Below are 11,162 nucleotides of genomic sequence, written 5' to 3'. Positions count from 1 at the left end.
GTGGAGGTGTCCGTCATGAATATTAAGCGTATTGGTCTCGACCTTGCAAAAAATGTTTTCCAGATCCACGGCGTCGATCACCATGAAAAAGTGGTACTGCGAAAAACCCTGCGCCGTGCCCACATGATGACGTTTTTCTCCGGCCTTTCTCCCTGTCTTATTGGTATTGAGGCCTGTGGCTCTTCCCATTACTGGGCCCGCGAGCTCACCCGCATGGGCCATACCGTGCGTATTATTCCGCCGAAACTCGTCAAACCTTATCTCAAAGGCAACAAAAACGACGCCAATGATGCAGCAGCCATCTGCGAGGCCATCAGCAGGCCTGGTATGCGTTTTGTCGCTCTCAAATCGGAAGCTCAGCAGACGCTGCAGGCAGAGCACCGGGTCCGGGCCAGGATAATCCGCGAGCGGACGGCACTGTGCAATGAAATCCGGGGGCTGTTGAGTGAATTTGGTCTGGTGCTGCCAGTGGGGATAAATCACGTGCGTAAAATCCTGCCGGAAATCCTGTCGCAGCAGGAGCAGTGGAATGACCGCTTCATCCGTCTGTTGTGCGAGCTGTCAGAGGAAATGCAAATGCTGGATGAGCGCATATCGCGTCATGACCGGCGTCTTCAGCAGGCGGCACGGGACGATATCCGCATAAAACGGCTGATGGAAATAGAGGGTTTTGGCCCGATAGTGGCGAGTGCTCTGGTGGCTGCCGGGGGCGATGCGAAGCAATTTAAAAACGGTCGGGAAATGTCAGCCTTTATTGGACTGGTTCCGCGACAGCATTCAAGCGGCGGAAAAGAGCGGCTGGGCCATATCAGCAAACGGGGTGACAGTTACCTGAGAACGCTGCTGATCCATGGTGCCCGTGCAGTCCTGAGGTTCAGCGCCGGAAAAACAGACAGACGCAGCCTCTGGCTACAGTCGGTGGCAGAAAGACGTAATAACAATATCGCCGTGGTGGCGCTGGCAAATAAAAACATCCGGATAGCGTGGGCGATATTAAATCGTGGTGAAGAATACCATGGGGTGAAGAATGCAGCGTAAGCAGCACTGAGGTCCCTGTAAGTAAACGAGCAACAAACCTGCCGTAAGCGTGCAAAGTGATGAAAAACTGATGTGTAACAGGTAAGACCGACATCTGGTAAATCCGACCTTATCCATGGCTCCCTGCAAAGCAAAGCCGGCAGGCCGAAAGGAAACAGATGTGCAGATAACATCATGGCCGGGTACGACGGTACCGTAAGAGAGGCCGGATATACGAATGCAACTTACTCCCGTCACACAGATGAAAAATAACTTGCACAACGGGAGGTGTCCATATACGGATAAGCGTAAGCGCATCCGGCACCGGCGCACAATTATAAAATGATACGCTCCCCGGCACCAAAATCCGTTACGTCTCCCGCCCAATCGATGGGATATAACCCTTGCGCGACATCGCGATGGAACGTTGAGAATGGCCAATCACTCACCTGCTTTACCCAACCATGCTTTACTGGATTTATATAAATATAATCAATATGATGGCGATAATCTTTCGTATTGCGGATGGCGTGCTCCCAAAAACGCGGTTGCCAGATATTTTTCAATCCGCAAGCCTAGGTGAACTGTTTTTTAATCTCCCGCCAGCGAGAGGAAAAATCATCATCGCTTTCGGGTAATGTCCAGATACAGTGCATATGCTTCGGTAAAACTACCCAGGCGTTAATTTCAAAAGGTCTGGCTCGCTTAACTTTAACAATGGCGTTACGGAGCGTCTGGTACTGGGTGGTCAAAAGCTGGCTTCGACGATTCAGTAAATTTACCGTGAAAAACCATGTTCCCCCCTTGATGTAATAACGACGATATTCAGACATAGCGACTCCTTTTTCTCAACGGTAAGAGAAAAAGGAAAAGTCGACAATTAGGTTGTGTTACATCGGGAAAGCGGCTCGCAAAAAATTCTCAGACTAGTAGGCCTGATAAGACGCGCCAGCGTCGCATCAGGCACCAGCGCATAACCGCCGGATGCGGCGTGAACGCCTTATCCGTTCTACAAAATCGTCTCTTCCGTCAAAATCCGTCGCGCGCCTAAAAAATGATCCTGCCAGAAAGGTTCAGCTAACCGACTTACCCGAATGGTTTCCCCCGTGCGCGGCGACTCGATAAACTGACCGTCTCCCAGATACACGCCCATATGATCGGCAATCTCACGGCTGTGAATATGGAAAAACAGCAAATCCCCCCGGCGCAGGTCGTTATTCGCCACAATCGTTGCCCGATGGTAGTGATACATCTCATTGGCCGTGCGCGGGAGTTTCGCCTCGAGGATCTTGTTGTAGGCATAAAAAACCAACCCGCTGCAGTCGAAGCCTTGATCGGGCCGCGTGCCGCCCCAGACGTAGGGCTTGCCAAGCTGCTGCTCCAGGCGGTGAATCGCCACTTCGGTGATGTTATGCAGATGATCGCTGCTTAAGAAATGGTTGTTCTCTGCCAGTGCCTGCCAGCGTCTGTCACTCGCCTTGAGCGGTGCAGGAAACCATTCTGGATGCTGTTTTATCTGTTCGCGGTTGTGTTGCCGCAGTGCCCTTCTGCTTTCGGCATTGCCTTCCACAATATAGCTGGCCTGTTTTTTCAAATGTGCCTGGTACTGTTTTAGCAGTCTGGCACGGTTTTGCATTCGCTGGCGGGCGGCGTAGCTGAAAGAGATGTGTGATGTGGTGGCGCTGGCGAGTACAGGAAGCAAAACGCATAACGAAAACACGCCTGGATGCAGAAATCTGCCGTGAAAGAACGAAGACATGAAGGACATAAACCGGCTGAATGAAGATGAGAATTTTAAAAGACCGGGAGAGTAAACGGGATTATTAATCGCTTATTTGCATATTAATATTGGGGTTTCATAATCTTAGGAAATAAGTAATTAATCCGCGATACATGCGCTTTTCGGACTTTTGAAAATCGCCTCTTATGCTAAATTTGTAAACCCTGCACCGACAGGCTTGCGTAAAACTCTTTTGGTGCTAATGTGAGCCTTCCAAATCCAGACTATTCCGATTTGGGATCTATTTTGCCGCCCTGGCGTGTGTAACCGTTTTATCAAGGAATAAGCAGTATGCGTAAAATCGCATTAATTCTTGCGATGTTGTTGATCCCGTGCGTTTCGTTTGCCAGTTTACTGGGCAGCGGTAGTTCCACCACGCCAGTGAGCAAAGAGTATAAGCAGCAGTTGATGGGATCCCCTGTCTACATCCAGATCTTCAAGGAAGAACGTACGCTCGATCTCTACGTCAAAATGGGCGAGCAATATCAACTGCTCGACAGCTATAAAATCTGTAAATATTCCGGCGGCTTAGGGCCAAAACAGCGTCAGGGCGATTTCAAAAGCCCGGAAGGGTTTTATAGCGTCCAGCGTAATCAGTTAAAACCAGACAGCCGTTACTACAAAGCGATTAATATTGGATTCCCCAATGCCTATGACCGTGCGCATGGTTATGAAGGGAAATACCTGATGATCCACGGCGATTGTGTTTCCATCGGCTGCTACGCGATGACCAATCAGGGTATTGATGAGATCTTCCAGTTCGTTACTGGTGCGCTGGTGTTTGGTCAGCCGAGCGTGCAGGTGAGTATTTACCCGTTCCGCATGACCGACGCCAATATGAAGCGCCATAAATATTCCAACTTTAAGGACTTCTGGGAGCAACTGAAGCCGGGCTACGACTACTTTGAGCAAACCCGTAAGCCACCAACCGTTTCTGTGGTCAATGGTCGTTACGTGGTCAGCAAGCCGTTAAGCCACGAAGTTGTGCAGCCACAACTGGCATCAAACTACACGCTCCCCGAGGCAAAATAAGCGCCATTCGCCTGGCATAATCTTTTGCCAGGTTTCATTGCCCGTCAGCGGCTGAGTCGCAATCACCGTGACCACATCATTCGGTGTGGTCTGCGAGCTGAAGTCGATTTCCACATCCTGATCCAGCAACGTTGCCACGCCAAACGGCGCGCGGCGGGTGATCCAGTGTAAATTAGTCGAGCAATACGCCATTACATAGCGCCCGTCTGAAAGCAGCATGTTGAAAACGCCCTTCTGCCGCAACTCATCCGCCAGTGAGGCGATATATTTAAACACCGCCGCCATGTTGCCCGGCGTGCGCGGATAACGCTGCGTCAGTTTATACAACAACCAGCAGAAGGCTTTTTCGCTGTCGGTTTCGCCTACCGGACGGAAGTTGCCGGTTTCCAGTGATTTATAGCCCGTCAGTTGCCCGTTATGCGCATAAGTCCAGTTGCGTCCCCATAGCTCGCGGGTAAACGGGTGAGTATTTTCCAGCGCCACCTCGCCCCGATTGGCCTGGCGAATATGAGCGATTACCGAGCAGGATTTTATCGGGTAGTCCTGGACAAGTTTGGCGATGGGGGAATTAAAGCTGGGTTGTGGATCTTTAAATGTGCGACAACCTTTGCCTTCGTAAAAGGTAATGCCCCAGCCATCTTTATGTGGCCCGGTTCCACCACCGCGCTGTACAAGCCCGGTGAAACTAAAGCAGATATCGGTTGGGACGTTGGCGCTCATCCCGAGCAGTTCGCACATGGGTAACCTCCACAACAGCGGGGGAAATGCCCCCGGCGAAGATTGATTAAAAAGTAAAAAGGTGAGTGCTGTTACCCTCACCCCGGCCCTCTCCCTGAAAGGGAGAGGGGGAAGTGCTCTTACTTAACCATCTCTTTTTCAATTAACTGGATCAGGATATGGATAACTTTAATGTGGATCTCCTGAATGCGATCGGCATAGCCAAAGTGCGGAACGCGAATTTCGATATCCGCCGTGCCAGCCATTTTGCCGCCGTCTTTACCGGTGAGGGTGATCACTTTCATGCCCTTCTCACGCGCCGCCGCAATCGCCTTGATTACGTTAGCTGAGTTACCGGAGGTGGAGATCCCCAGCAGCACATCACCTTCGCGACCTACTGCTTCAACGTAACGGGAGAAAATATCGTTAAACCCAAAATCATTACCCACACAGGTGATGTGGCTGACATCGGAAATGGCAATCGCCGGGTAGCCCGGACGGTTTTCACGGTAACGCCCCGTCAGTTCTTCAGCAAAGTGCATAGCGTCGCAATGGGAGCCGCCGTTGCCGCAGGAAAGCACCTTGCCACCGGCTTTAAAACTGTCTGCTAACAGGACCGCCGCGCGCTGAATGGCGTGAATATTGGCGTCATCTTTTAAAAAGTTAGCCAGCGTTTCCGCCGCTTCGTTCAGTTCGTTACGAATAAGATCCTGGTACATGAGGATATCCTTCAGCATAAATGAAATAGACAAAATGCAGTGTACCGGATACCACCAGAAGCGAGAAGACCAGCGCGGCGGAATGACCAGGACTTTTTGACCCGAAGTGCGGATAAAAACAGCAACAATGTGAGCTTTGTTGTAATTATATTGTAAACGCATTGCTAAATGTTTTTACATCCACTACAACCATATCATCACAAGTGGTCAGACCTCCTACAAGTAAGGGGCTTTTCGTTATGATGATTTTGAGTATTCTCGCTACGGTTGTCCTGCTCGGCGCGTTGTTTTATCACCGCGTGAGCTTATTTATCAGCAGTTTGATTTTGCTCGCCTGGACAGCCGCCCTCGGCGTCGCTGGTCTGTGGTCGGCGTGGGTACTGGTGCCTCTGGCCATTATCCTCGTGCCGTTTAACTTTGCGCCAATGCGTAAGTCGATGATTTCAGCGCCGGTGTTTCGCGGTTTCCGTAAGGTGATGCCGCCGATGTCGCGCACTGAGAAAGAAGCGATTGACGCCGGAACGACCTGGTGGGAAGGCGATTTGTTCCAGGGCAAGCCGGACTGGAAAAAGCTGCATAACTATCCGCAGCCGCGCCTGACCGCTGAAGAGCAAGCGTTTCTCGATGGCCCGGTAGAAGAAGCCTGCCGGATGGCGAATGATTTCCAGATAACCCATGAACTGGCCGATCTGCCGCCGGAGCTGTGGGCGTATCTGAAAGAACACCGTTTCTTCGCGATGATCATCAAGAAAGAGTACGGTGGGCTGGAGTTCTCGGCTTATGCCCAGTCTCGCGTGCTGCAAAAACTCTCCGGGGTGAGCGGGATTCTGGCGATTACCGTCGGCGTGCCGAACTCATTAGGCCCGGGCGAACTGCTGCAACATTACGGCACTGATGAGCAGAAAAATCACTATCTGCCGCGTCTGGCGCGTGGTCAGGAGATCCCTTGCTTTGCGCTGACCAGCCCGGAAGCGGGTTCCGATGCGGGCGCTATTCCGGATACCGGGATTGTCTGCATGGGCGAATGGCAGGGCCAGCAGGTGCTGGGGATGCGTCTGACCTGGAACAAACGCTACATTACGCTGGCCCCCATTGCGACCGTGCTTGGGCTGGCGTTTAAACTCTCCGACCCGGACAAACTGCTGGGTGGTGCAGAAGATTTAGGCATTACCTGTGCGCTTATCCCGACCACCACGCCGGGCGTGGAAATTGGTCGTCGCCACTTCCCGCTGAACGTGCCGTTCCAGAACGGACCGACGCGCGGTAAAGATGTCTTCGTACCGATCGATTACATTATCGGCGGCCCCAAAATGGCCGGACAAGGCTGGCGGATGCTGGTGGAGTGTCTCTCGGTAGGTCGTGGCATCACCCTGCCTTCCAACTCAACCGGCGGCGTGAAGTCGGTGGCGCTGGCAACGGGCGCGTATGCTCACATTCGTCGTCAATTCAAAATCTCTATCGGTAAGATGGAAGGGATTGAAGAGCCGCTGGCGCGTATTGCCGGTAATGCGTACGTAATGGATGCTGCGGCATCGCTGATTACCTACGGCATTATGCTCGGTGAAAAACCCGCCGTGCTGTCGGCTATCGTTAAGTATCACTGTACCCACCGTGGGCAGCAGTCGATTATCGATGCGATGGATATCACTGGTGGTAAAGGCATTATGCTCGGTCAGAGCAACTTCCTGGCGCGAGCTTACCAGGGCGCACCGATTGCCATCACCGTTGAAGGGGCGAATATTCTGACCCGTAGTATGATGATCTTCGGTCAGGGGGCGATTCGTTGCCATCCCTACGTGCTCGAAGAGATGGAAGCGGCGAAGAACAATGACGTCAATGCGTTCGATAAACTGTTGTTCAAACATATCGGTCACGTCGGTAGTAACAAAGTTCGTAGCTTCTGGCTCGGTTTGACGCGCGGTTTAACCAGTAGCACACCAACCGGCGATGCGACTAAACGTTATTACCAGCACCTGAACCGCCTGAGCGCCAACCTCGCCCTGCTTTCTGATGTGTCGATGGCGGTGCTGGGTGGTAGCCTGAAACGTCGTGAGCGTATCTCGGCACGTCTGGGGGATATTTTAAGTCAGCTTTACCTCGCCTCCGCCGTTTTGAAACGTTATGACGACGAAGGCCGTAATGAAGCCGACCTGCCACTGGTGCATTGGGGTGTACAGGATGCGCTGTATCAGGCTGAACAGGCGATGGATGATTTGCTACAAAACTTCCCGAACCGCGTGGTTGCCGGGCTGCTGAATGTGGTGATCTTCCCAACCGGTCGTCACTATCTGGCGCCGTCTGACAAGCTGGATCATAAGGTGGCGAAGATTTTACAAGTGCCAAACGCCACCCGTTCTCGCATTGGTCGCGGTCAGTACCTGACGCCGAGTGAGCATAATCCGGTTGGCTTGCTGGAAGAGGCACTGGTGGATGTGATTGCCGCCGATCCGATTCATCAGCGGATCTGTAAAGAACTGGGTAAAAATCTGCCATTTACCCGTCTGGATGAACTGGCACACAACGCGTTGGCGAAGGGGCTGATTGATAAAGATGAAGCCGCCATTCTGGTGAAAGCGGAAGAGAGCCGTCTGCGTAGTATTAACGTTGATGACTTTGATCCGGAAGAGCTGGCGACGAAGCCGGTAAAGTTGCCGGAGAAAGTGCGGAAAGTTGAAGCCGCGTAATTGAATAACGGAGCCGAAAGGCTCCGTTTCTTTATCTGCTAATTATTTGAAATTAAATCCATCTGGATGGTTTTCCAGGCTGCCAGTCAATGCCGCGAACAGCACCGTTTTACCATCAATCGAGAGCGCATCGTTCACATTCAGCCAGGTGAGCTTCTCTTGCGAAGTTTTCTCATCAATAGTCGAGAACAGACCCGTCATCTGATTAGATTTCTCGGACCACATCACCGCAATACGTTGCGAGCCGCAATCATGCGGTTTGCACGCACTCATCACCTGATAAGTCTCATCTCCCAACGTTACGGTTTGTGCGGGGGTATAAGTACCGCCTTTCATCACCCAGACTGGTAGCTTATGCCCTTGCACCATCTGATTAAACGCAGCTTTGGTAGCTTCGCCCTTTGCCAGGCTGCTAATTGTTAAATCATCCTGCGCCATTGCACTGGTGGCGATGACCAAAGCGGCGACTGTCGTTATTGCCTTAAACATCATTCCTCCCGAGCTTATCCTGCCCATGTTATTAACACCCTAAAGCCTGGCGATAACACGATATTTTGCAAATCAGATATTTCCAATATCTGCATTTGTTATCAATTTATTCCGCAGTAAGGTAATAGCCTGATAAAGTGTTAAAGTTATAAAACCCCTCGAATAAAGGAGTTGTACACCGTGCCTGGTTTGAAGATTACGCTTTTGCAGCAACCGTTGGTGTGGATGGATGGTCCTGCCAACCTGCGCCATTTTGATCGTCAACTGGAAGGTATTACCGGGCGCGATGTGATCGTTCTACCAGAGATGTTCACCAGCGGCTTTGCCATGGAAGCGGCGGTTTCATCGCTATCGCAAGAGAACGTGGTGGACTGGATGAGCGCCAAAGCGCAACAGTGCAATGCGTTGATTGCGGGCAGTGTTGCATTGCAAACGGACTCAGGTTCGGTTAATCGCTTTTTGCTGGTTGAGCCGGGCGGCACGGTACATTTTTATGACAAGCGTCATCTGTTCCGCATGGCGGATGAGCATCTGCATTATAAAGCGGGCAATGAGCGAGTGATTGTGGAATGGCGCGGCTGGCGTATTTTGCCGCAGGTGTGCTACGACCTGCGTTTTCCGGTGTGGTCGCGCAATCTCAATGATTATGACCTCGCCATCTACGTCGCCAACTGGCCTGCCCCGCGCTCTCTGCACTGGCAGGCTTTGCTGACGGCTCGCGCTATTGAAAACCAGGCATATGTGGTGGGATGTAATCGCGTGGGTAGTGATGGCAATGGCTGCCACTATCGCGGTGATAGTCGGGTGATTAATCCGCAAGGCGAAACTCTCGCTACCGCCGAACCGCACCAGGCCACACGCATAGATGCGGAACTTTCGATGGTGGCATTACGCGAATATCGCGAAAAATTCCCGGCATGGCAGGACGCGGATGGGTTCAGGTTGCTGTGAGTGGGTGTTGTTTTTAGGGAAGGGGCGGGGTTAGACGCCCTCCGCAAGGACTGACGCGAGGTCGCTGTAATCTCATTGGATTTCTCATCTGTCTTAATCTGCCCAAGGCTCAGACTGTGCATAGTTGAGAACGCACTAATGACATGAATCGCTCCCTTGCGGCGACTCTTATCATAAGAGTGCCGGAGCGTTTTGCCATCAATTGCAATGACGTCTTTATCATTTGAGGAATGGCAGTCACGCATCCAGTTAAAATTTTGCAGGACTGATACAGGATACAACGCTGGCAATGGAATCGTGAACAGGGATGCCATTTTTAAAATGACCATATTGCTTCAAAAAATCGAGATGTGTTTCCCCAAAATCCTCTATATCTTCCTATCCTTCAGCCCCGAAAATGACGGCACAGATTGTCAGCGCCAGGATATCTGACAATTTATGTTCCACTTTCCAGGCTTGTCTGTAATCGGGGATAATAGAAATATGCTCCATCATTTTTTAAGTGCCATTATGTTCTCCTTATTTATGTAAGGAGCATTTGATTATATATAAGCTGTGAAAAACAGTTTTGAGTAATAAGGAATTAATAAATTATTGAATATATAGTGCGAATTATTTAGTGCAAAAAAGCAGCGTTATGTGATCTTTCCCTGGGGCAGCCCCCCTTAATCACCGCTCACCACAAGCAACTAATTAAGGTAATTAATCATGGCTGAACACGATATTACGCCAGAAGTCACCATTTCCAAAACACAGCACTATTAACAGGTGGGCTATGTCAGCGACCGGCATGAGAACCGTAAAATCGGCATGACCACGTATTACTCACGGCCCCCCAGGCTGCACCTTAAAGGCGACTGCTGACTGAGGCGGGATTTGATACCGGGCGAGGTGTGACGGTGAAGATTTCGGAGGGGTGCCTGACCATCATCGCTGACAGTGACGAGATGCAGAAACTGCGGGAGGAGCTTTATCAGGTTAAACAGGTGGTTAAGGGGTTGCGGAACGGGATGTTTAGTATGCTGAACGAGGGTTAAATAATAAAAAGCCGGGAAGATTTAATTTTCTTCCCGGCTTTTTTTAAAGTTTATTTATAGCTTTGTTAATTTCAAATAATAATGAGACAATATCTTTCGCAGAACCATTATAAATGGGCGTATCCCAATCAAAATCCTTTATTAAACAAATATAAAACTTCCCATTTATATCAAAAGATGGTCGCCACCCAACATCCAAAAGATACCCACCAGGATATTCAACCTGGAGCATATCTTCCTTAAGTTCATCTCGCTGTTCATTAAGAGGGATGCTTTGTTTCAGGGAAAAGTCATTAAAAAATATATTCCCTTTTTTTCCTAAGAAATCAATGTTCATGGTATTGTTAGCCTTCGGAATTCATCGAGTGATATAGGATGTCCATGTATTGTCCCACCGCTAAGTTCAACTCGAACCCATTGAGATTCTTTACCCTCACTGGCCCCAATAACTTTTCCCATATCTTTTACTTTCCATGGTTTACCGTTCGTAACAGGTGTGCCTGTATTAAAAACATCGTATTCCAGCGTTTTAATATCAATGTCAGGAGAATATTTTGTCGGGCCTGATTTTGTTGATTTAATTATATCCTTCCATGATTTGTCCATTCAGGTTGCCCACATTTCAAACCCAGAGGATCTATCCAGCTTAACGGATTAGGCGCATACTGATAAAGATTAATGCCCCCCGCCAGCCCTATCGGATCATCACCGCAAATCTAACCATTTCCCCGTTCAT

The 11,162-nt window shown here is 50.3% G+C and carries 10 protein-coding genes and 4 pseudogenes; 5 read left to right on the top strand and 9 right to left on the bottom strand.

Going from position 1 to position 11,162, the window contains the following annotated elements:
- The first annotated feature begins 15 nt into the window (after positions 1–15).
- Positions 16–1,038 (top strand): IS110 family transposase, encoded by a 1,023-nt coding sequence (locus tag HEM79_RS20330; RefSeq protein WP_176241949.1) that lies wholly within the window; start codon positions 16–18, stop codon positions 1,036–1,038.
- Between the two features lie 314 nt (positions 1,039–1,352).
- Here HEM79_RS20330 and HEM79_RS20325 read toward each other — a convergent pair.
- Both HEM79_RS20325 and HEM79_RS20320 read right to left on the bottom strand, forming a co-directional pair.
- Positions 1,353–1,850 (bottom strand): annotated as a pseudogene (locus tag HEM79_RS20325) (REP-associated tyrosine transposase).
- Between the two features lie 176 nt (positions 1,851–2,026).
- The gene (locus HEM79_RS20320) at positions 2,027–2,776 is read right to left on the bottom strand and encodes a C40 family peptidase (protein ID WP_176241948.1); all 750 of its coding nucleotides are present in this window, start codon (positions 2,774–2,776) and stop codon (positions 2,027–2,029) included.
- 312 nt (positions 2,777–3,088) lie between these two features.
- Between HEM79_RS20320 and dpaA the strand changes: the two genes are divergently transcribed.
- Positions 3,089–3,829 carry a peptidoglycan meso-diaminopimelic acid protein amidase gene (gene dpaA, locus HEM79_RS20315; protein WP_001225687.1) on the top strand — a complete coding sequence of 247 codons (741 nt, stop codon included), beginning with the start codon at positions 3,089–3,091 and terminating at the stop codon, positions 3,827–3,829.
- Here the strand turns inward: dpaA and HEM79_RS20310 are convergent.
- Positions 3,800–4,567, bottom strand: a complete 768-nt coding sequence (locus HEM79_RS20310; protein ID WP_010346050.1) for a class II glutamine amidotransferase — start codon at positions 4,565–4,567, stop codon at positions 3,800–3,802. The genes dpaA and HEM79_RS20310 overlap by 30 nt on opposite strands.
- Positions 4,568–4,686: 119 nt before the next feature.
- Positions 4,687–5,265 carry a D-sedoheptulose 7-phosphate isomerase gene (gene lpcA / locus HEM79_RS20305; protein ID WP_016159301.1) on the bottom strand — a complete coding sequence of 193 codons (579 nt, stop codon included), beginning with the start codon at positions 5,263–5,265 and terminating at the stop codon, positions 4,687–4,689.
- Positions 5,266–5,504: 239 nt separating this feature from the next.
- Here lpcA and fadE point away from each other — a divergent pair, with 239 nt between their 5' ends.
- A complete protein-coding gene (gene fadE, locus HEM79_RS20300) occupies positions 5,505–7,949 on the top strand; it encodes an acyl-CoA dehydrogenase FadE (RefSeq protein ID WP_176241947.1) in 2,445 nt (814 codons plus the stop codon).
- Positions 7,950–7,991: 42 nt separating this feature from the next.
- Here the strand turns inward: fadE and ivy are convergent, their stop codons facing one another.
- Positions 7,992–8,438 (bottom strand): Ivy family C-type lysozyme inhibitor, encoded by a 447-nt coding sequence (gene ivy / locus HEM79_RS20295; RefSeq protein ID WP_016159303.1) that lies wholly within the window; start codon positions 8,436–8,438, stop codon positions 7,992–7,994.
- Between the two features lie 180 nt (positions 8,439–8,618).
- Between ivy and HEM79_RS20290 the strand changes: the two genes are divergently transcribed.
- A complete protein-coding gene (locus tag HEM79_RS20290) occupies positions 8,619–9,389 on the top strand; it encodes an amidohydrolase (protein ID WP_001118060.1) in 771 nt (256 codons plus the stop codon).
- Between the two features lie 62 nt (positions 9,390–9,451).
- Here the strand turns inward: HEM79_RS20290 and HEM79_RS20285 are convergent.
- Positions 9,452–9,884 (bottom strand): annotated as a pseudogene (locus HEM79_RS20285) (ISAs1 family transposase); the annotation flags it as partial.
- 315 nt (positions 9,885–10,199) lie between these two features.
- On the opposite strand from HEM79_RS20285, the pseudogene HEM79_RS20280 reads away from it, so the two are divergent.
- A pseudogene (locus HEM79_RS20280) lies at positions 10,200–10,426 on the top strand (SymE family type I addiction module toxin).
- A 43-nt stretch (positions 10,427–10,469) separates the two neighbouring features.
- On the opposite strand, the gene HEM79_RS20275 reads toward HEM79_RS20280, so the two are convergent.
- The 3 genes and pseudogenes from HEM79_RS20275 to HEM79_RS22785 form a co-directional block, all read right to left on the bottom strand.
- On the bottom strand, positions 10,470–10,763 hold the full coding sequence (locus tag HEM79_RS20275; RefSeq protein WP_021550262.1) for a hypothetical protein: 294 nt from the start codon (positions 10,761–10,763) through the stop codon (positions 10,470–10,472).
- On the bottom strand, positions 10,760–11,032 hold the full coding sequence (locus HEM79_RS20270; RefSeq protein ID WP_032155867.1) for a hypothetical protein: 273 nt from the start codon (positions 11,030–11,032) through the stop codon (positions 10,760–10,762). Before HEM79_RS20270 ends, HEM79_RS20275 begins: the two co-directional genes overlap by 4 nt.
- A gap of 8 nt (positions 11,033–11,040) precedes the next feature.
- Positions 11,041–11,130: pseudogene (locus HEM79_RS22785) on the bottom strand (RHS repeat-associated core domain-containing protein); the annotation flags it as partial.
- Between the last annotated feature and the right edge of the window lie 32 nt (positions 11,131–11,162).

It is taken from the genome of Escherichia sp. 93.0816, from assembly GCF_013368855.2.
In the GTDB taxonomy this organism is placed as follows: domain Bacteria; phylum Pseudomonadota; class Gammaproteobacteria; order Enterobacterales; family Enterobacteriaceae; genus Escherichia; species Escherichia ruysiae.
This window is presented reverse-complemented; position numbering and strand designations above follow the sequence as displayed.

What these genes read in the sequence shown, in the direction of transcription:
- HEM79_RS20270 (WP_032155867.1), bottom strand. Translation starts at nt 11,032, where the DNA reads ATGGACAAATCATGGAAGGATATAATTAAATCAACAAAATCAGGCCCG.
- dpaA (WP_001225687.1), top strand. Translation starts at nt 3,089, where the DNA reads ATGCGTAAAATCGCATTAATTCTTGCGATGTTGTTGATCCCGTGCGTT.
- HEM79_RS20310 (WP_010346050.1), bottom strand. Translation starts at nt 4,567, where the DNA reads ATGTGCGAACTGCTCGGGATGAGCGCCAACGTCCCAACCGATATCTGC.
- HEM79_RS20275 (WP_021550262.1), bottom strand. Translation starts at nt 10,763, where the DNA reads ATGAACATTGATTTCTTAGGAAAAAAAGGGAATATATTTTTTAATGAC.
- fadE (WP_176241947.1), top strand. Translation starts at nt 5,505, where the DNA reads ATGATGATTTTGAGTATTCTCGCTACGGTTGTCCTGCTCGGCGCGTTG.
- lpcA (WP_016159301.1), bottom strand. Translation starts at nt 5,265, where the DNA reads ATGTACCAGGATCTTATTCGTAACGAACTGAACGAAGCGGCGGAAACG.
- HEM79_RS20330 (WP_176241949.1), top strand. Translation starts at nt 16, where the DNA reads ATGAATATTAAGCGTATTGGTCTCGACCTTGCAAAAAATGTTTTCCAG.
- ivy (WP_016159303.1), bottom strand. Translation starts at nt 8,438, where the DNA reads ATGTTTAAGGCAATAACGACAGTCGCCGCTTTGGTCATCGCCACCAGT.
- HEM79_RS20320 (WP_176241948.1), bottom strand. Translation starts at nt 2,776, where the DNA reads ATGTCTTCGTTCTTTCACGGCAGATTTCTGCATCCAGGCGTGTTTTCG.